Origin of the sequence: Micromonospora sp. NPDC047548 (assembly GCF_040642975.1) — a bacterium.
Taxonomy (GTDB): domain Bacteria; phylum Actinomycetota; class Actinomycetes; order Mycobacteriales; family Micromonosporaceae; genus Micromonospora.
Genome location: NZ_JBEYTI010000052.1, coordinates 1 through 18,994 on the forward strand (window position 1 = coordinate 1; position 18,994 = coordinate 18,994).

The following is an 18,994-nucleotide window of genomic DNA, read 5'->3' on the forward strand; positions in this document are numbered from 1 at the left end:
GTGACAACACCCCCCAGATCATGGTCAACAGGGGGACTGAGTCATGCCGCGGCCGGTGGCCTGCAACCCCGGTTGGGGCTACGAAAAAGGTAACGGGGGGGGGGTAAGTGGCGTCCCTGATAGTGGTGTAACGCGGTTGGCGTGATCGCCGGACAGCCTGTCCGGCATGGAGCGCGGCCATCGCGTGATCTTTCGAGTGAACCTTCGACAGCGCTCTCGAAAGGGGACTACCGCGATGACCGCACCTCACATCATCGACCCTGCCGGCCTGCTGGGCCAGGCACTGACCGACGCGTCACCGGATCTGATGCGGCACCTGCTGTCCACGGTGATCAACTCTCTGCTGTCGGCGGAGGCCGACGCGGTCTGCGGCGCCGAGTACGGCATCGTCTCGCCGGAACGGGTCAACTCCCGTAACGGCTACCGGCACCGCGACCTCGACACCCGCATCGGCACCATCGACGTGGCCATACCGAAACTGCGGTCGGGCTCCTACTTCCCCGAGTGGCTGCTGGAACGGCGTAAGCGGGCCGAGGCCGCGTTGGTCAGCGTGGTCGCGACCTGCTACCTGCTCGGCGTGTCCACCCGGCGCATGGACAAACTCGTCCAGTCGCTGGGCATCACCAGCCTGTCCAAGTCACAGGTCTCGCGGATGGCCGCCGACCTGGACGCCCAGGTCGCGGCGTTCCGCACCCGGCCGCTGGGCGAGTCGGGGCCGTTCACGTTCGTGGCCGCCGACGCGCTGACAATGAAGGTCCGCGAGCAGGGCCGAGTCGTCAACGCGGTCGTGCTGGTCGCGACCGGCGTCAACGCCGACGGCCACCGCGAGGTCCTCGGCGTCAAGGTCGCCACCAGCGAGACCAAGCAGGCATGGAACGCGTTCTTCGCCGACATGCTCGCCCGCGGCCTGACCGGCACCCTGCTGGTCACCAGCGACGCCCACGCCGGCCTGGTCGACGCGATCGCCGCGAACCTGCCCGGCGCGTCCTGGCAGCGCTGCCGCACGCACTACGCCGCGAACCTGATGGCGGTGTGTCCGAAGTCCGCGTGGCCGGCGGTCAAGACCGTGCTGCACTCGGTCTACGACCAGGTCGACGCCGCTACGGTCCACGCCCAGTTCGACAAACTCCTCGACTCGGTCAGCAGGTCACTGCCGGCGGTGGCCGCCCACCTCGACGACGCCCGCGCCGACCTGCTCGCCTTCACCAGCTTCCCGCAACAGATCTGGCGCCAGATCTGGTCGAACAACCCCAACGAACGACTCAACAAGGAGATCCGCCGCCGCACCGACGTCGTCGGGATCTTCCCCAACCGCGACGCCGTCATCCGCCTCGTCGGCGCCGTCCTCGCCGAACAACACGACGAATGGACCGAAGGCCGCCGCTACTTCGCCCTCGACATCCTCACCAAAGCCCGCGAGACCGCCCCAACCACCACGACCAGCACCGGCCTGCCCCAACTGGAGACCGCAGCATGACCGACGTGACAGGCGACCACACCATCCCCACCCCGACCGAACGCGACAAGCTCAACACCGCCCTGACCGCCACCAGCACCGAGACCGGATTCTGGGACAGCCACGGCCGTCCCGCAACCTGGCCCGACGACATCGACCACTGGCAACCCGAAACCAGCCAACCCGCCACTGACCAGCCGGAACACAACCCTTCTAACCAGCACAACTCGAAAGATCAGCCGTTACACCACTTCCAGGGGCTTGACCGAGGTGGTGCGCGAGCGGTTGCGGCTGGGCTGGTCGTCGGCGTCGATCGCGGGTCGGTTGGTGTTCGACTACCCGGACGATCAGGCTTGCCGGGTGTCTCACGAGGCGATCTATCAGTGGGTGTACGCCCAACTGGTGTCCGCCCTGGCGCGGGAGTTGATTCGGTTGCGCACCGGCCGTACGGCCCGTCGTGGTGGTGCCCGTCCGGCTCCGGCGGCACGGATCCGCGAGCCCCGCTACCTCGATGAACGCCTTGCCGAGGTCGAGGGTCGGCAGGTCCCCGGACATTGGGAGGGTGACCTGGTCATCGGCAAGGCGGGCAAGACTGCGGTGGCGACCCTGGTTGAGCGCACGTCGCGGTTCGTGGTCCTGGTCCCGCTGACCGGCCGGGACGCGTTGGCCGTCGGTGACGCGATCATCGCCGCCGCCGGGACCCTCCCGCCACAACTGGCCCGGTCGTTGACCTGGGACTGCGGGGCGGAGATGGCCGGCCACGCGCGGATCACCGCCGCCGGCCTGCCGGTGTACTTCGCCCGTCCGCACTCACCCTGGCAACGCGGCAGCAACGAGAACGCCAACCGGATCCTGCGCGAGTACTTCCCCAAGGGCGTCCCGATCACCTCAGACCCCAAATATTTGGCGATGGTGGCTTCCGAGATCAACGACCGACCCCGTAAGACCCACGGTTGGAAGAAGCCCTCCGAGATATTCACCGAACTCGTCGAGGCGAATGCTTCCACCGGCTGAACCCGCCCGCTCCACCTTGGCTCCGTCTGTGGAGGCTGGGCGGTCTGACGACTGCCCGACGAGGAGATCCGCTTACGCTTCGGCCTCAGCCGCTACAGGTGAGGTGTTAGCTTCCCCCGACGGCAATACCACCCCAAGATCGGACCGCATCGAATTCTTGAGTTTCGCTAGCTCATCCATAGCGGAATCGAGCGCGCCGCGCATGCCTGGCTTGTCGCTGTCGGCTCTCAGCATTTCAGCCACAAGGAGCATCGCGGTTACCTGCTGCACCGCGTCCTTCGTGGTCGGGCTGGCAAGCAGCTCCATTTCGCCGTCCAAGGCGATCATCTTTTCCCTGGCCGTTGCATAGTCGAACGGTCGCTCGTCGGCATGCACCACTTTGCCGTCGCGAAGGGTTGCTGCCAGCGGGTCAGCCCAGCGCCGTAGGCTCCCCGTCCATTGTTCGAAGATCGACAAAAGCCCGATGTATGTCTCTTTGCGGGCTTCAAGCCATCGCCGTTCGTCCTCGTGCCTCTGCGTCACTGCGAGTCGCTCTAGCTCCGCTTGGCTCTGCTGCTTGAGAAGCTTGACCGACGACCGAGCCTGTAGCCATGCACCCATCAGACCAGCTAGTAGGGCACCTGCCGCCGGCACCATGATCTCCCACCACTTCGCCAAGCCGCACCTCCTGCGGATGACCGTGCCACATGGGTGCCACTCCCTCGGGACTCGGCCGATGGTCCGCATTCAGCCCACAAAGGGCGACGGGTAGCGGGGGGAACGGTGCGAAATGCTGGAAGGGGTCTACGCTGCTAGACACCCATCGGCCCAGGTGCCCGGCGAGGTGATCCGCTCTACTTCGCGATGAGCCTTCGCTGCTGGAAGGCGATTTTGATGTCTGTTGCGTGCGCTTTTAGGCGCTCCAAGGAAAGAGCGGGACCGTTCTCGTATCGGACATGGATGGAATTAATATAGAGAGCCTCGTATTGAAGGGATATGTCCCTATAGAGCAATCGGACCAGTTCGTTCAATCCCCAGGATTTTATGCCACCTGGACGGAAAAACCCTGTATGAGAATGGCATAAACGATCCTCCGGCCTCAGCAGACGACTCTTCTGCTGAAGCCGGAGGGGGTCCCCAAATATGGGGTCCTCGACCAAGGCTGCCTGAACCCGGTGCAGTGAAGCGTAGAAGTAGCAGACGGCCGACCACTCTTCATGTCCGGCAAAAAGAGCATCGCCGACGCTTTCGTGCTTAATGGCGCGGGCCTGATGATCTGATGAGTTCAGCGCCACCCGGTTGCTCATGCAGACATTTTAGCCAGAGTAGGCGAATTCACGCACCTCGGTGGAACGGCCATTCTGCTCGTCGGCACCCGGACCGAGCCTTTCGATGGCAAAGCTAAGAGACAGCTCGTCCGTGTAGAAATCGTGCAGCTCGACAAGCCGGCCAAGCACGGTGTCGTACTCGTCGTCCGCTGGCAGCTCGTCCATCAGGGCAACAACATGAGCGGTGCAGAGGACTGGGTCTGCCGTGACGCGAACATGGGAGGCGTGCTCGCGGATCACGCTCAACGCCATGTTGCCCAAGGAGTCCATCAAAGCCCTAAAGTCGTCGGCCATGCCGCTAGCCTCCTCCATGCCCTCATGGTAGAGCTACCCAGGGCGGGTGGTGCCATGCCTTCGTGCGCAGCTGGAACCTGATCAGTGCTCCTGAACTTGCCAGGGGGACCGAAGTTACCTCATCCTTTGTGGTTGCGCTAGGCGATTCAAGTCTACAGCCTCATGCGCGTGCTACTGGAGGTAACGACCGGATGTGGGGCAGGGTGACCCGCCGCGGGCTTTCCGCTGAGGCATAGGGACTGAGTGTGGCCTGCATGCGCGGCCCGCGCGCGATACCGGGCAACTAGGCTCGCGGGCTATTCCCAGCGTAGCTGGCGCGAGCCTAGTTGCCCGGTATCGCCCCTTTAAGGCGACACGCCGGCCACTTGTGTGATGTTCGCCACGCTGGCGAAGATCCTTGCGGCGAGGGCGCATCGGCTGGCCTAGGTCATCCGTGCCATCCACGTGCCAGTAGTCTGTACCCCGACGGTCACCGGCGGGCACGAATGATCCCCACGTCCTGCGGCTCGCCTGCCCCACCAGGGCCTTGTCGGCCGTCATCTTCGACCTTTCAAGCTGACGGCACCAGCCGTGCCGGCTTCTGCTCGTCAGTACGGGAGCCGAGGGCCAACGGCGGTCAGCGACCTGGCCTGAGTAGGCCCGTGTGCCGTTTACGTGTCGCTGGGTGGGCGACGAATCGCATACCAGCAGGTCAGCGCCGTGAGCTTCCTGGTCTTGAAAACCGGTAAGGCAGCGATGTCTTCGTGGGTTCGAATCCCACACCCTCAGCTCAGGTCTCGCCGTTGCTCATTCCGGGCTGCCGAGCCAGGCGACCGCGTCGGGCGTGGGCAGAGACTTCGTCGCCAGGACGGCGTCCAACGCGCCGAGCAACCTGGCGAGCCCCGCACGTGTCCGGGGAAACCGGCGGGCCGAGACCAGGATGATCCCGGCGTGCGGCATCAGCGGGGCGAGCCGGGCGAAGTCGCGGACGTTCTCGGTCACCACACAGCGCTGGTGTCGGGTCGCCCAGGCGAGCACGTCCTCGTCCGACCGCGACGACAGGCCGACCTCCAAATCCAGTGCCGCGAGGACGTCGTGCCCGCGTTCGCGGAGCTGCCGTGCGAGCGCAGGCGGGTACATCTCGTCCAGCAGGAGCGCGGTCATGCGCTGCGGCGCTTCAGCAGGCTCTGCTCCGCCTGCCGCAGACGTTCCTCCCGCTCGGCGGCCTCGTGGTTGGCGCGGATGAGCTGGTCTATCTCGGCCGAGTAGGTGGCGTAGTAGCGCAGTGCCGTCGCGATCTGCTCCCGGCCGAGCCCGGTGACCTCCGTCAGCTCGGCCGCCAACTCCTCTCCCTCGATCTCCGGTGATTCCGCCCGCACCGCGTGCAGGGCCCCGATCACCTCCCAGACGTCCGGGCCGCCGTTGAGCGACGCACGGCGACCTGCCGGACCGGACCGGAAGATCACGCCCGGATGTTCGTACGTCCGGAGCGACTCGTCGACGAACATGTTCGCCACCGAGGAGGACGAGGAGCCGGGGTGTTCCCGGACGTACCGGTCGAGGCGGGCCAGCACCGCCTCGTCGAAGCGCACCGAGCGAGGACTACCCATGACTACAGTGTAGTCAACGGACAGGGGCGCGGGGAGTGACCCGGACACTGCGGTGCTTCCGGTTCGTTTCGGCGCGGTGGCGGGGTAAGAAGAAGGGCGCAGGACATCACGCGCACCGGAAGGACCCCTGATGACCCTGGAACGACCGATCGCCCCGGACCCGTACGAGCTGCTGCCGACCGTTTCGTCGTTCAACCTGACCAGCGACGATGTGCACAACGGCGAGCCGATGGACGCGCGGTACGCGCACGGCAGCGCCGGCGGCGAGAACATCTCCCCGCACCTGGCCTGGTCGGACTTTCCGGCCGAGACGAAGAGCTTCGTGGTGACCTGCTTCGACCCGGACGCCCCGACGGGCAGCGGCTTCTGGCACTGGGTGCTGGTCGATGTGCCGGTCTCGGTGACCGAGCTGCCCACCGGGGCGAAGGAGGCCGACCTCGGCGGCGCGTTCAGCGTCCGCAACGACTACGGCGACACCGGCTACGGCGGTGCCGCCCCGCCGTCCGGGGACCGTCCACACCGGTACCTCTTCGCGGTGCACGCGCTGGACGTCGAGCGCCTCGACGTCGCCCCCGCCGCCAGCCCCGCCTACGTCGGTTTCAACCTGGCCTTCCACACCCTGGCCCGGGCGGTCATCCGCCCGACGTACCAGATCAAGGAGTGAGCCGGGCGCGCCGAGCGCCGTGATCGGACGCGGAAGTGGTGGCCTCCCCGACCGGGGGAGGCCACCACTTTCCACAGAACGTCTGGGCGGGCCGCGGGGTCAGGCCGGGACGCGGGCGACGGCGAAGACGGACTGGCCGAACGGCGGGCGGAACCTCTGCTCGGCGGCCTTGGTCGCCGGCAGCACCAGGGTGTCGTAGACCTTGACCATCGGGCCCTCCTTCGGCATCAGCCGGAAGACCTTGGTGGCCATGAAGTACCCGATCAGGCCGAGCGCGTTGGCGTAGTGGATGGTCTCGACCGTCAGCCCCGCCTCGGTCATCGCCGCCGCCAGGGTCTGCTTCGTGTAGCGGCGCACGTGCCCGGTCGCGATGTCGGCCGGGCTCATCGCGAACTGGAAGGCGGGCACGATGATGATCACTGCGCCGCCGGGCCGGACCAGGTCGCGCATGCTGCGCAGCGCGCCGACGTGGTCCTCGATGTGCTCCAGCACGTTGTACGAGACGGCCGCGCTGTAGTCGCCGCGCTCGGGGTGCGGCAGCAGCATCTGCCGTACCTCGACGGTGGGCTCGTCGGCCAGGCGCTCCTTGAGCTGGACCAGCCGGTCCGGGTCGGCCTCCGTGGCGGTGAACCGGGGTACGTGCCGCGACCACTCCAGCGCGTAGTCGCCGAGGCCGCTGCCGATCTCGATGGGGTTGTCACCGAGGTGGGGCACGGCCAGTTCGACGAACCATCTGCGGTGGTTGACCGCCGTCGCGAGGCCCTCCAGGACTTCGGACTGGACGCGCTGATCCCCAGTGATTTCTGCCATGCGTCGATTCCTCACGATATGACTCGACCCGCGCCTGGACCGACAGCGTGAATCATCCGCGCGAAGGGGCGGAGGAAACGGGGCAGCGTGGTGGCCGAAATGCGGTCGGGGGTGGGCACGTGATCGGCGGTCGGCGAACCCGGCACATAGTACGCAGTCCGCCGAAACATGTCACGTCAGCGCCATACGGCAACTACGCTTTGAATTGTTATGGCTACTCCCGAATCGGACCCTGGGGTCGAGCGATCCGGCGTCGGGGACGCCGAGGTCGGCGACGACCACGGCGTACGCCGGTGGGAGGGGTGGTGGTGGGACGCCGCCGCCGTGCTCAGCTTCGTGCTGCTGGCGTTCTGGGTTACCGCGCGCCTCTGGCTGCACCCCGGCAGCGGACTTCGCGACAACCCTTCCGACCAGTCGCAGTTCGAATGGATGATGGCACACGGTGCCCGGGTCGTGACCGAATTCGCCTATCCATTCACCTCGGACCGGATGAACGTGCCCGACGGTGTGAACCTGATGGCGAATACTTCCGTATTGTCCATTTCAATACCAATGACGCCAGTCACCGTACTGTTCGGCCCGCAATGGTCGTTTCTGCTCTTTCTCACCCTCGGAATGGCTGCCACCGGCACCGCCTGGTACTTCTTCCTCTCCCGGATGGTGACCCGGTCCCGGGCCCCGGCCTGGCTCGGCGCCGCGTTCTGCGCGTTCGCCCCGGCGATGGTGTCGCACGCCAACGCCCACCCGAACATCGTGTCCCAGTTCGTCGTTCCGCTGATCGCCTGGCGGACGCTGCGGCTCGCCGAGCCCGGCCGGTGGCTGCGCAACGGTCTCCTGCTCGGCCTGCTGATCGTCTGGCAGGCCTTCCTCAACCTCGAAATCCTGCTGATGACCGCGATCGGGCTGGGAGTGGTGGTCGGCGCGCTCGCCATCGGCCGGCCCGAGCTGCGCCGGGGCGCCCGGACCTTCCTCGCCGGGCTCGGTGTCGCCGCCGTCCTCTCCGCCGTGCTGCTGGCGTACCCGCTCCACGTGCAGCTCTTCGGCCCCGGCTCGTACCAGGGGCTGTCCCGGCTGATCCGCGGCTACCGCACCGACCTCGCCGCCTTCGTCGGATACTCCCGCGAGTCGCTGGCCGGTGACGCCCGCTCCGCCGCGCCGCTGGTCAAGAACGCGACCGAGGAGAACGCCTTTTTCGGGTGGCCGCTGGTGATCCTCACGATCGCCCTGGTCTGGCTGCGGCGCAGCGCGGTGGTGCTCGGCCTGGCCGTTCTCGGCCTGCTCTTCGCGGTGCTCTCGCTCGGCCGGGAGGTCCAGCTCGACGGCCGGGACACCGGCGTGCCCGCCCCCTGGGCGCTGCTGGAGGACCTGCCCCTGCTGCACTCGGTGGTGCCCACCCGCTGGTCGCTGGCGGTCACGCCGGTCATCGGGGTGCTGCTCGCGCTCGGCGCGGAGCACGCCCGTCAGCTGGCCCGCCGGTATCCGGGCGCACGGCGGCAGATCCGGTTCGCCACGGTCACGGTCCTGGCGATGGCGCTGCTGCCGAACCTGCCGACCCCGCTGCCCGTCAGCCCGCGCGACCCGACCCCGGCGTTCGTCACCTCCGGCTCCTGGCGCCCGTACGTCGCCGGGGGGCGCAGCGTGGTCACCCTGCCGCTGCCCGACACCACGTACACCGACCCGCTGCGCTGGTCGTCCCGGACCCGGCTGGAGATGCCGCTGGCGCGCGGCTACTTCCTGGCGCCGGACACCCGGCCGGGGGCGCCCGAGCCGAACGTCGCCCTGTTCACCGCGCCGTTCCGCAGGACCAGCAACTTCTTCGGTGGCATCGCGCGGACCGGGGCGATCCCGCCGATCACCGACCAGGACCGGGCCGCGGCGGTGGACGACCTGCGCTACTGGCGGGCCGGAGCGGTGGTCCTCGGGCCGCACCGCAACGCCGACGCGTTGCGCCGGGCGATGACCGAGCTGACCGGGATCACACCCACCTGGACGGGCGGGGTGTGGCTCTGGGACGTCCGGCCGCTGACCGGGTAGGCGAGCGGAGTCAGGACGGACGGACGCAGCAGCCCTGGCAGATCTTGGGCCTCGGCAGCGTGAAGGCCAGGCAGCAGGTCCGCCGCTGCACCGTGGGCTCGCCGGTGGGACCGGGCACCAGCTCGACCAGGTCGGCCAGGTCGAGCGCGTCGAGCAGGGTGGAGATGCTGCGCACCGAGGAGCCGGGGAGGGCGTCCGCCGCGCGCAGGATGCCGTGCGCGATGCCGGAGGCGACGGAGCCGAGCAGCGTACGGGCGCCGACCCGGACCTCCGCCTGGATCGCGGCGATCATCGGGGCGAGGTGGGCGTCGAGCAGCGAGGCGCGGAGCACGCGGAGCAGTTCCGCCTCGTCGGCGACCACTCGCACCTCGGGGAGGCCGGCGAGCGCCAGCGGGTCGTTCGGGAGCACCGCGATCGCCGTCGAGCCGCGCAGGCCCATGGTGAGCAGCTGCTGGTGGTCCTCGAAGTGGACCAGCACGTCGGCCGGGTCGAGCAGCGGCACCCGGCGGGCCGAGGCCCAGCCGAGCACCACCGGCAGCGCCGTCCAGTAGCTGTAGGACTTCCAGGCCAGCGCGGCGCAGGCGTGCGGGGTGCCACCCCACCGGCGGGACGCGGCGGCGAGGAAATCGGGAAGGCGGGTGCCGTCGATCAGGCTGGTCGCCGGGCTCCAGCCGGCCTCGCCGGCGACCAGCAGGCCCGGCGCGAGGCCGGGCAGGTCGTCGGTGCCGAACATGGCCCGGAGGGTGGCGGTCACCGGGGCGAGCGGCGGGGCGAGCTCCCGCCCTGGCATCACCGCTGTCACTGGTCCGTCCCCTTGTCCGAAGCGCCGTCCGTGTAGCTAAGGCTAGCCTAACCACAGTCTTCGGTCTGAGGGAAGGCTCACCAGAGGCGGATCGAGAGGCCCGGGTCACTCCGCCGGCGACGCTGGCGACGGACCGGCCCGGGCTGACGCGTACTACCCGGTGCGCGGGGGTGGAAACGCGAGCGTTGTCAAGCCAAATGTCGGCAAAATGCCAGTTCAGCTGCGGCCGGGGTGGTCGAACGTGAAGACTTGTCGTCCCGGCCGTGAGGAAGCTGATGACGACCTCCCCCCTGGAGCGGGCCGCCGAGTCCTTCGCCGCGGAGCTCACCCGGCACCGGACGGGGCGAGGACTCTCCAAGAAGCAGCTCGCCACCCTCATGGGCTTCGACCCGTCGTACGTCAGTCACGTCGAGGGACGCCGGCACCGACCCACCGAGGACTTCGCCCGCCGCGCCGAAGCCGTCCTCGATGCCGGCGGCGCGATCTGGCAACACTTCCAGGAGTACGACCAGCTCCGCCAGGCCCGCCCGGTCCCGGCGCACCGCGAGCTGCCGCCCCCCGGGCAGTGGCTGCCCCCGGGCACCGGCCTGGTCGTCGAGCGCGAGGCCGCCACCCTCACCCACACCGGCGACGGCTACCACTGCGTGGTGCGCCGCCAGCTGCACAACGTCGGCTCCGAACCGGTCACCCGGCACCTGGTCCGGGTGGCCGTCGACCGCTACCCCGACGACCCGGGCCGCTCCAACCGGCACCACCGGGAGCATCCGCTCACCTTCGCCGAGCTGCGGCTGCGGGCGTACCGCGACGACGGCGGCAGTCGCGAGTCGATGCACTGGCGGGCCAAGCACGACCGGGACGCGTACAAGGAGATCTGGCTGCACTTCGAGAACGCCGACAGGTCGTTCCCGCTCCACCCCGGCGAACGGGCCGAGATCGAGTACGCGTACCACGTCGGCCGGGAGAAGTGGGGGCCCTGGTTCCAGCGCGCCGTACGCCTGCCCACCCGGCACCTGGCGGTCCGGCTGGACCTGCCGGCGGCGCTCGACCCCCGGGTCTGGGGGGTGGAGACCTCGCTCTCCGCCGACGAGGGCCCGCTGCGCACCCCCGTACGCGGGCACGACCGCGGCGACCGGGCGGTCTTCGACTGGGCCACCGACGATCCGCCGCTCAACTCCCGCTACCGCCTCCAGTGGCGGTTCCGGGGCGAACCGGCGGACCCGGAACGGGCGACGGCGGCCAGCCGGACCGGTGACCGGCTGCGCGCCCTCGGCGTGCTGCCCCGCGACGCCGACCTGCTGCGCCGCCCCGCCCGGCCGTTCGACCTGCCCGTCGAGGAGACCGCCGCGCGGGAGGTGGTCGGCCGGCTCACCGCGCTGCTGCACCGGGTCGGCGAGCTGCACCCGTTCAGCGCCGGCATGGGCCTGGCCGCCCCGCAGATCGGCGTCGACGCGGCGGCGGCCGTGGTTCGCCCCGCCGACCGGACCGGCCTGCCGGTGGTGCTGATCAACCCCCGGGTGGTCGACGCCAGCCCCGACACCGACGAGCAGTACGAGGGCTGCCTCTCCTTCGCCGACCACCGGGGCCTGGTGCCCCGGCCGCTGCGCATCGACGTGGAGCATGCCCGCTGGGACGGCAGCCGGATCATCACCTCGTTCGCGTACGGGATGGCCCGGCTGGTCGCGCACGAGGTCGACCACCTCCAGGGTCGGCTCTACACCGACCGGATGGCGCCCGGCGTGCCGCTGGTGCCGGTGGAGGAATACCGGGCGACCGGCCCCTGACGGCGTCCGGGGGCACGTGCGGGACGCCGTCAGGGGCCGGGCGGGAACCGGGTCGCGTGCCCCAGCTGGCAGGGGCACGCGACCCGGCTTTTTCGGGGGAGGAAAGCCGCTACAGGTTGCCGAAGGTGTCGTACCGGATGTTCGCCGGTGGCACCTCGTCCTCGGCGAGCGCCCGCAGGGTGGCCCGGACCATCGGGGCCGAGCCGGAGACGTAGCAGTCGTGCGTCGTCCACGGGCCGTACCGGGCGACCACCTCGGAGATGTCCCCCTGCTCACCGCCGAAGTTCGGGTCGTCGCTGCACGCCGGGGTCACCGAGAGCCATGGGTGGGCGGCCACCAGCTCCTCCAGGCCGGCCAGGCCGTACAGGTCGTCGGCGTGCCGGGCGCCGTGGAAGATATGCACCCAGCGGGTCCGGTTCCAGCCGGCCAGCTCCTCCACCAGCGCCTTCACCGGGGCCAGACCGACCCCGCCGGCGACGCAGAGGATGTCCCGGGTCGACTCGCGGTCCAGCGTCATCGACCCCATCGGCGCGGCCACCCGGAGCAGGTCGCCCGGCCTGGTCCGGCGGACCAGCGCGCCGGACACCCAGCCCGCCCCGGCCGGCGTACGGATGTGGAACTCCAGCACGCTGTCGTCGTTGGGCGCGTTCGCCACCGAGTACGTCCGCCAGACCCGGGGCAGGTGCCGGGGCACCTCGATGCTGACGTACTGCCCCGCCTTCCAGGCCAGCGGGTGCTGGAGGGCGCGCACGGTCAGTACCGCAGTGTCGGGCCCGTGCCGCTGGTGGGTCAGCACCTCGGCATGCCAGAACGGCGGGTTCTCGTCGGCCGCCGCCCCGGCCAGCATCTTCTCGGTGATCGCCGCGTACGCGTCCCGCCAGGCCTGGTCGTACTCCAGGTTCCAGCCGTCACCCGCGGTGCGGCGCAGCGCGTCCAGCAGCGCGACGCCCATCGTCTCGTAGTGCGCGGCGTCCACGTGGTACTTGCGGTGGTCCCGGCCGAGCGAGCGAAGGTACTCCTCGAAGCTCTCCGGGTTGTCCACCACCTGGGTGGCGGTGACGATGGCGTCCAGGATCCGGTCGCCCTGGCCGGTCATCTGCACCGGGAAGAGCTTGCGCAGGTCGGGATCGAGGAGGAACAGCCGGGCGTAGAAGTAACGGCTCAGCCGTTCCCGGTCCTCCTCGACCAGGGTCCAGCTCTCCTTCAGCAACCGTGCGAAGTTGTCCACGGAACGCGCTCCTCCTCCTGACTGCGGATCGGGCCCGCATAGCATGTCCACGGAGCGTGCCCATCGGTCGCACAGACTGTGCGACCTTCCCGGCCGGTCCGCTCGAGCGGTGCCGGTGGCCCCCGCGGTCGGGCAGAGTGGTGCGGTGACCGTTGAGGAGCTCACCCGCCCGGTGTCCCGCCGCGTCCTCGGCACCGAGACCCTGCTGGTCCTCGGCCTCTCGCTCGGCAAGTCGGCCGTCTACGCGCTGGTGTCGATCATCGCCGCGCTGAGCGCGGCCGGGCCGCTGTCCGCCCAGACCGCCGCGCTGAACACCTCCCAGTCGGCCCGGCCGTGGCTGGACCTGACCCGTCAGCTCCTCGGCATCTTCTTCGCGCTGCTGCCGGTGCTGCTCGCCGTACACCTGCTGGCGCGGGACCCCGGCGACCCGGCCCGGACGCTCGGGGTGGACCTGCGCCGGCCCGGGTCCGACCTGGTCCGGGGCGCGGGCCTCGCGGCGCTGATCGGCCTGCCCGGCCTGGCGCTGTTCTGGGCGGCCGCGCAGCTCGGGATCAACGCCACGCTGGTCCCCGCCGGCCTGCCCGACCTGTGGTGGGCGGTGCCGGTGCTGATCCTCGCCGCCGTGCAGAACGCGGTGCTGGAGGAGGTGATCGTGGTCGGCTACCTGGTCACCCGGCTGCGTCAGCTCCAGTGGCGGGTCGCCGCGATCATCGCGGCGAGCGCGCTGCTGCGCGGCTCCTACCACCTCTACCAGGGCTTCGGCGCGTTCCTCGGCAACGCGGTGATGGGCGTCGTGTTCAGCCTGTTCTACCTGCGTACCAAACGGGTGATGCCGCTGATCGTGGCGCACACCCTGCTCGACGTCGTCGCCTTCGTCGGCTACGCGTCGCTGCCCAAGGAGTGGTTCAGCTGGCTCTGAGCGGCCGGTAGGCGGCCACCGCGCGGGCCGCCAGCCGCTCGGCGGCGGCCGCGTCACCCGCCGCCGCGACCAGCACCGCCGCCCCCGGCAGCAGCCGGGACGCCAGCCGCAGCGCCGCCCAGCCACCCGCCTGCGCGGCCAGCGGCGCCGCCAACCGCCAGGCGGCCTCCCCGGCGCGCGGCCACGGCCCGTCCGCCGCCCGCACCGCCGCCAGCGTGGTACGCGCACTGGCCTCGTCCGGATGCACCTGCATCAGCACCAGCAACTCCACCGCCCGCTCCGCGTCCAGCGGGTCCCGGCCGTACGCCGCCGCCACGTGCAGCACCAGGCCGGCCTGGCTCCACAACACCGCCGCCAGCTCCGCCACCGGCGCGAACAGCCCGGCCACCGCCGCGGCCGCGCCACCGGCCCCGGCGACCCGCACGAACCGCCGGGAGGCGAGCCGGGCCAGCCCGTCCGCGTCGGCATATGGGTACGCCGCCCGTAGCCGCAGCGCCCAGTCGCGGGCGCGCGGCCCGATCCCCGCCACGGCCGCCAGGGCGAGCAGTTCCGGCGCGAAACCGGGATGCCCCAGCAGCCGCCTCCTGATCTCCGCCGGGTCCAGTTCCCGGGTACGCCCCGACGCCGCCGCCGGCCGACCGGTCACGATCGTGGGCTCGCGTGCCGGCTGGTCCGTGGCGCGCTCGGGCGGGCTGACGTTCGTGGCGGCGGCTGGTGCGGAACCGCTGGGCGTGGCCTGCTCGGCGCCGGCCGTGACCGTCGTGCGGCTCTCGCCCGGCGCGGTTGTTCGCGGGACCGTCTTCTTGCGCGGGGCGGCCTTCCTCGCGGTCTTCCCTGCCGCCGGCCCGGGGGCATGCGCCGGATCACCCGGCTGGCCCGCCGTCTTCCGCCGCCCACCGGCTCCCCCTTGGCCCGGCGGCCCGCTGGCGGGGCTGGCCCCGCTGGGCTCGGGCGGGCTGTCGGCGGGGCCGGAAGTCTCCCTCGCGGGCCGAGGCTGTCGGGGCAGCGGCTGCTCGGCACTGGGGGGCTGGAACAGGACGGCGGGGGCGGCCTTCGCCGGGCGGCGCTTCCCCGGCGCGGCGTCCGTACCGTCGCTCCGCGCCGCCCTGACCGGCTTTGCCGAGGTGGGAGGTGGGATGAAGGTGGCCTTCGTAGAGCGGCGGCGGGCCTCCTCGGAGGGCTCGCGGCGGGGCGGATCGCTCGGCGTCTGCTCCTGCATGTCGATGGAGCGTAGTCGTGAACGTGACGGCGCACACGGTGGAAACACGTCGCTGCGGTAGTCGCTTTGCCCCGGGCCGGGGCGGCCCTGTATCCTCGGGCGCGGTGGTCTGCAGGGGCCACCAGGGAGACTTCGCCTAGTCTGGTCTATGGCGCCGCACTGCTAATGCGGTTGGGGTCTTAAAGCCCCTCCCGGGTTCGAATCCCGGAGTCTCCGCGCGAAAGCCGGGTGTGTAGACTGGCCAAGCACCGAGCGCCCGTAGCTCAACGGATAGAGCATCTGACTACGGATCAGAAGGTTAGGGGTTCGAGTCCCTTCGGGCGCACAAACGATCAAGGCCGTGACCTGCAAGAACAGGGGTTGCGGCCTTTTTCTTTCCCATTTTTGCGCCCGCTTTTCCCGTCTGGTGGGACGGTGGTGCTCGTTGGTGCTCGTCTGTTTCGGCGGGGGTTTGTGCTGGTGTGCGTCGGTACTGTCGGTGGCCGTCTGGCGTGTGCTGTCTAGTCCGAGGGTGCTGGTGGGTGGGGCGAGGGTCTGGGCAGGTGGGGCGGGTGGCGCGCTTCTGATTCGAGGTGTCGGCGGTGCCGTCGGCTGGGATGACAAGGGGTCGTGGTCCAGGGGTTCAGCGTTCTGCCTCGCCGGACGCGCGAACATCGCCCACGCCCGCCGCGACCTACACGACCGCGCCGACACCTTCGCCGTCCACGGCATCTATCTGCTAATCCGGGCCTGAGCAAGGACCCGCAATATCGGCGGAGAACCCACTGAACGATGGCCACGGCAGACAGCAAGACCGGATGTTGACCCATGTAGACCGTCGGCGGCGTGGATCTGCGAGCTCAAGCCGGCAAGTTGGCCGCCGTGTCTAGTCGTGAAGTCAATGGCCGGGCCGCCGGAAAAGTCCGGCGGCCCGGCAACCCGGTCATGCCCGAGCGGTCCGGTCGCTCCGGGAACCCCGGATTACCAGCGCGGTGGCGGTGCCGGCGAAGAGGACCAGCAGGCCGAGCGCTTCGAGCGTCGCCAGGTCAGGTTGGAACAGCGGCTGTCCGCGTAGGGCCTGCCAGGTCAGCAGAGCGAGGCTCCCGGCGTACGTCATCGCGGCGACCCAGATGAGCCGGGACCGGACCCGCTCCCCGAGGTGGCGCAGCGACCGCGCCATCAGCAGCGCGAGCAGGGGCAGCAGTTGCAGGGCGTGGATGCCGATGAAGTGCGGGATGCGCAGGTCGCCACCGATGGTGCTCCAGCCGACGACCGGCAGGCCCGCCCCGCCGTCGGGGACCCCGACGCTGTGCGCGCCGACGATTGGCAGCGTCTGTCCGGCGTCGATCGCCGCCTGCTGCACCGCAGTGGGCATCACCATCAGCATGCCGAGGGCGAGGCCGATCAGCGTGATGACCAGGCCGAGCCGGATGGCGAGGGTGGTGGTCCGGTCGCCGAGCCGTTGGACCATCGCCAGGATGGCGATGACCAGGGTGGCTCCCCAGAGGGCGTAGATGGTCACCGCCATCACGATGGTGAAGTTGGTGTCGAGTGGGGTGGACTGGTTGAAGTGCAGTTGGCGCCCCCGGATGCAGATCTGTACCACCATCAGTCCCATCTCGACCACGAGCGCCGCCGCGACGAGGATCCCCATCCACCACCCAGTACGGCGGGCGCGGTTGTGCAGCGAGAGCATCCAGGCCAGCGTGGTGGCGTAGATGGCGAAGGAGATCGCGAACTTCAGCGGCTTGAGCCAGATGGGCGCGCCGACCAGGACCCGGTCGTCGAGGAACAGCCCGCCGGTGGCGACCAGGCTCAGCAGCAACATGCCGGCCGCGACGACGAGCAGCGGCCGGTGCCAGCGTTGCCGGACGGCGATCGTCGGTGCGGAGGTGGTTCGCCTGGTCAGGAACGTTTTCGTCATGCTTCGATGCTCGCAACCCGGGCCCGGCCGCACATCATGGTGACCCGTAGAGTCCCTGGTAGGGACAGCCCTGCCGTTACTGGTTCAGGTGGGCCAGCACGGCCCGTACCCGTCGATGGGAGTCGGTGGCGGGCGGCAGGTCGAGCTTGGTGAAGATGTTGGTGATGTGCTTCTCCACCGAGACCGGGGCGAGGACCAGGGCCGCGCAGATCGCGGAATTGGACAGGCCCTGGGCCATCAGGTCGAGCACTTCGCGTTCCCGCGCTGTCAGCGCGGTGACTCCGCGATCCCGGCTGTTGCGGGCGAAGAGCTGGCGGACCACCTCCGGGTCCATCGCGGTCCCGCCGCCGGCCACCCGTTCCACCGCGTCGAGGAAGTCGTCCAGCGCGGTCACCCGGTCCTTGAGCAGGTAGCCGACGCCGCCCCGGCCGTCGGCCAGCAGTTCGGCCGCATACGCCCGCTCCACGTACTGGGAGAGGATCAGGACCCGGGCGTCCGGGTCGGCGGCGCGGATCGCCAACGCCGCGCGCAGGCCCTCGTCCCGGAAGCCGGGCGGCAGTCGTACGTCCACGATGGACAGATTCGGGCGGTGGGTAGTGACGGCGGTGAGCAGTTCGGTGGCGTTGTCGACCGCGGCGACCACCTCGTGACCGGTGTCGGTCAGCATCCGCACCAGCCCGTCGCGGAGCAGCAGTAGGTCTTCCGCGATCACGATGCGCATGGGAACTCCGCGTGGAGGCTGGTGGGACCACCGGGTGGACTGGTCAGGGTCATTGTTCCGTCGAGGGCTTCGATTCGCTGGCGCAGCCCGCTCAGGCCGCTGCCGGCGGGGTCGGCGCCGCCCCGGCCGTCGTCGGTCAGGGTGACCATGACGAGCCCGGGGACCCGTGCCAGCACGATGAGGCAGCACGTCGCGTCGGCGTGTTTGCCGGCGTTGGCCAGCCCCTCCGCCACCACGAAGTAGGCGGCCGACTCGATCGCCGGCGCGTAGCGGTCGGTCGGGTCGCCGCGTACCTCGACCGCCAGCGGGCTGTCCGCGGCGAGGGCGGCGAGCGCCGGGTAGAGGCCACGGTCGGTGAGGATCGGCGGGTGGATGCCGCGGACCAGCCGGCGCAGTTCGGCGAGCGCGTCGTCGAGCTGTCGGCGGACCAGCCGCACGTCCGGAACGATTTCCCCGCCGTTGCGCAGCTTTCGCTCGGCCAGTGCCAGGGTCATCCCGGCGGCGACGATCCGGGCCTGCGCCCCGTCGTGCAGGTCCCGTTCGATCCGGCGCAGCTCGGCGGCCTGGGCGTCGACAACCCGGGTCCGGCTCTCGGCCAGCTGGGCGGCCCGCTCGACGAGTTGCCGGTGGTTACCGGGGGCCAGCAGCGCGCGGGCGGCCCACACCTGGGCACCGGCCAGCCGGCGCAGCAGCCAGGCGACGACCGGCAGCAGCGCCAGCCCGAGGAGGCAGAGCACGAACCGACCCGGTGTCGTCGTCATCGCCGGCTTGAGCAGGAACGGCGCGTTCGGGTTCGGGACCGCCCACGCCCAGGCCGGGGCGGTGACCGCGCCCAGTTCGACCGCCGCCACCACGATCCCGACGATGCCGCCCGCGACACCGAGCGGAAAGAGCACGACCAGCCAGGCCAGATCCCGCCAGGTCGCCGGCTGGACGGCGATGCTCCGGATCCGTTGCAGTACCGGGCCGTCCTTGACTGGGAGGTAGGGCGACCCGATCGGCGCGCCGAGCAGCCAGCCGGCCCGGTGCCGTTCGATCGCGGCGAGCCGCCGGGTGACCCAGGTCGCGCCGAGGAACGCCGGCCCGCCGAGCCGCGTGATCGAGATGACCCCGACGGCGAGCGTCGAGGCCAGGCTCCAGGCGAACCCGGTCACCCCGGCCAGCAGGCTGGTGAGCAGGTACCCGAGCGCCCGCCCGGTCTGCGGCACCAGCACTGCCCTGGCCGGGGTGTTCCAGGTTCGGCTCGACATCGG

Annotated in this window: 18 protein-coding genes and 2 tRNA genes; 8 read left to right on the top strand and 12 right to left on the bottom strand. The window is 70.2% G+C overall.

The genetic code is table 11. The features are described 5' to 3' along the window. Positions 1–235 precede the first annotated feature (235 nt). Positions 236–1,477 (top strand): IS256 family transposase, encoded by a 1,242-nt coding sequence (locus ABZ807_RS29285; protein WP_357164944.1) that lies wholly within the window; start codon positions 236–238, stop codon positions 1,475–1,477. Between the two features lie 213 nt (positions 1,478–1,690). Beyond that, on the top strand, positions 1,691–2,470 hold the full coding sequence (locus tag ABZ807_RS29290; RefSeq protein WP_357165033.1) for an IS30 family transposase: 780 nt from the start codon (positions 1,691–1,693) through the stop codon (positions 2,468–2,470). A 72-nt stretch (positions 2,471–2,542) separates the two neighbouring features. On the opposite strand, the gene ABZ807_RS29295 is transcribed toward ABZ807_RS29290, so the two are convergent. From ABZ807_RS29295 to ABZ807_RS29315, 5 genes are all read right to left on the bottom strand, one after another. After that, entirely contained in the window at positions 2,543–3,127 is a 585-nt protein-coding gene (locus ABZ807_RS29295; protein WP_357164947.1) for a hypothetical protein, read from the bottom strand. Between the two features lie 176 nt (positions 3,128–3,303). After that, the gene (locus tag ABZ807_RS29300) at positions 3,304–3,756 is read right to left on the bottom strand and encodes a hypothetical protein (RefSeq protein ID WP_357164950.1); all 453 of its coding nucleotides are present in this window, start codon (positions 3,754–3,756) and stop codon (positions 3,304–3,306) included. A gap of 9 nt (positions 3,757–3,765) precedes the next feature. After that, positions 3,766–4,089, bottom strand: coding sequence for a hypothetical protein (locus tag ABZ807_RS29305; protein WP_357164953.1), 324 nt, complete (start codon positions 4,087–4,089; stop codon positions 3,766–3,768). Positions 4,090–4,857: 768 nt separating this feature from the next. Next, entirely contained in the window at positions 4,858–5,214 is a 357-nt protein-coding gene (locus ABZ807_RS29310; protein ID WP_357164956.1) for a DUF5615 family PIN-like protein, read from the bottom strand. Further along, on the bottom strand, positions 5,211–5,660 hold the full coding sequence (locus ABZ807_RS29315) for a hypothetical protein (RefSeq protein WP_357164959.1): 450 nt from the start codon (positions 5,658–5,660) through the stop codon (positions 5,211–5,213). The genes ABZ807_RS29310 and ABZ807_RS29315 overlap by 4 nt, the downstream gene beginning before the upstream one ends. A 130-nt stretch (positions 5,661–5,790) precedes the next feature. Here ABZ807_RS29315 and ABZ807_RS29320 point away from each other — a divergent pair, with 130 nt between their 5' ends. Beyond that, a complete protein-coding gene (locus tag ABZ807_RS29320) occupies positions 5,791–6,324 on the top strand; it encodes a YbhB/YbcL family Raf kinase inhibitor-like protein (protein WP_357164962.1) in 534 nt (177 codons plus the stop codon). Between the two features lie 99 nt (positions 6,325–6,423). Here the strand turns inward: ABZ807_RS29320 and ABZ807_RS29325 are convergent, their stop codons facing one another. Beyond that, entirely contained in the window at positions 6,424–7,134 is a 711-nt protein-coding gene (locus tag ABZ807_RS29325; RefSeq protein ID WP_357164965.1) for a class I SAM-dependent methyltransferase, read from the bottom strand. A 210-nt stretch (positions 7,135–7,344) separates the two neighbouring features. On the opposite strand from ABZ807_RS29325, the gene ABZ807_RS29330 reads away from it, so the two are divergent. Next, on the top strand, positions 7,345–9,168 hold the full coding sequence (locus tag ABZ807_RS29330; RefSeq protein WP_357164968.1) for a hypothetical protein: 1,824 nt from the start codon (positions 7,345–7,347) through the stop codon (positions 9,166–9,168). A 10-nt stretch (positions 9,169–9,178) separates the two neighbouring features. Here the strand turns inward: ABZ807_RS29330 and ABZ807_RS29335 are convergent, their stop codons facing one another. After that, positions 9,179–9,958, bottom strand: a complete 780-nt coding sequence (locus ABZ807_RS29335; RefSeq protein ID WP_357165036.1) for a ferric iron reductase — start codon at positions 9,956–9,958, stop codon at positions 9,179–9,181. 287 nt (positions 9,959–10,245) lie between these two features. Between ABZ807_RS29335 and ABZ807_RS29340 the strand changes: the two genes are divergently transcribed. Beyond that, positions 10,246–11,751 (top strand): peptide deformylase, encoded by a 1,506-nt coding sequence (locus tag ABZ807_RS29340; RefSeq protein WP_357164971.1) that lies wholly within the window; start codon positions 10,246–10,248, stop codon positions 11,749–11,751. Between the two features lie 109 nt (positions 11,752–11,860). On the opposite strand, the gene ABZ807_RS29345 is transcribed toward ABZ807_RS29340, so the two are convergent. Beyond that, on the bottom strand, positions 11,861–12,979 hold the full coding sequence (locus ABZ807_RS29345) for a globin domain-containing protein (RefSeq protein WP_357164974.1): 1,119 nt from the start codon (positions 12,977–12,979) through the stop codon (positions 11,861–11,863). Positions 12,980–13,124: 145 nt separating this feature from the next. Between ABZ807_RS29345 and ABZ807_RS29350 the strand changes: the two genes are divergently transcribed. Next, entirely contained in the window at positions 13,125–13,898 is a 774-nt protein-coding gene (locus ABZ807_RS29350) for a CPBP family intramembrane glutamic endopeptidase (protein WP_357164977.1), read from the top strand. Here ABZ807_RS29350 and ABZ807_RS29355 read toward each other — a convergent pair. After that, positions 13,885–15,117 carry a hypothetical protein gene (locus ABZ807_RS29355; RefSeq protein ID WP_357164980.1) on the bottom strand — a complete coding sequence of 411 codons (1,233 nt, stop codon included), beginning with the start codon at positions 15,115–15,117 and terminating at the stop codon, positions 13,885–13,887. The two genes, ABZ807_RS29350 and ABZ807_RS29355, sit on opposite strands and share 14 nt — an antisense overlap. A gap of 125 nt (positions 15,118–15,242) precedes the next feature. Between ABZ807_RS29355 and ABZ807_RS29360 the strand changes: the two genes are divergently transcribed. Further along, a tRNA-Ser gene (locus ABZ807_RS29360) sits at positions 15,243–15,333 on the top strand. Positions 15,334–15,369: 36 nt separating this feature from the next. Next, positions 15,370–15,442 (top strand) — tRNA-Arg (locus ABZ807_RS29365). A gap of 597 nt (positions 15,443–16,039) precedes the next feature. On the opposite strand, the gene ABZ807_RS29370 is transcribed toward ABZ807_RS29365, so the two are convergent. From ABZ807_RS29370 to ABZ807_RS29380, 3 genes are all read right to left on the bottom strand, one after another. Next, positions 16,040–17,020, bottom strand: coding sequence for a hypothetical protein (locus ABZ807_RS29370; RefSeq protein ID WP_357164983.1), 981 nt, complete (start codon positions 17,018–17,020; stop codon positions 16,040–16,042). Positions 17,021–17,096: 76 nt separating this feature from the next. Continuing rightward, positions 17,097–17,741 (bottom strand): response regulator transcription factor, encoded by a 645-nt coding sequence (locus ABZ807_RS29375; protein WP_357164986.1) that lies wholly within the window; start codon positions 17,739–17,741, stop codon positions 17,097–17,099. Then, entirely contained in the window at positions 17,729–18,991 is a 1,263-nt protein-coding gene (locus ABZ807_RS29380) for a sensor domain-containing protein (RefSeq protein ID WP_357164989.1), read from the bottom strand. Before ABZ807_RS29380 ends, ABZ807_RS29375 begins: the two co-directional genes overlap by 13 nt. Positions 18,992–18,994: the final 3 nt, after the last annotated feature.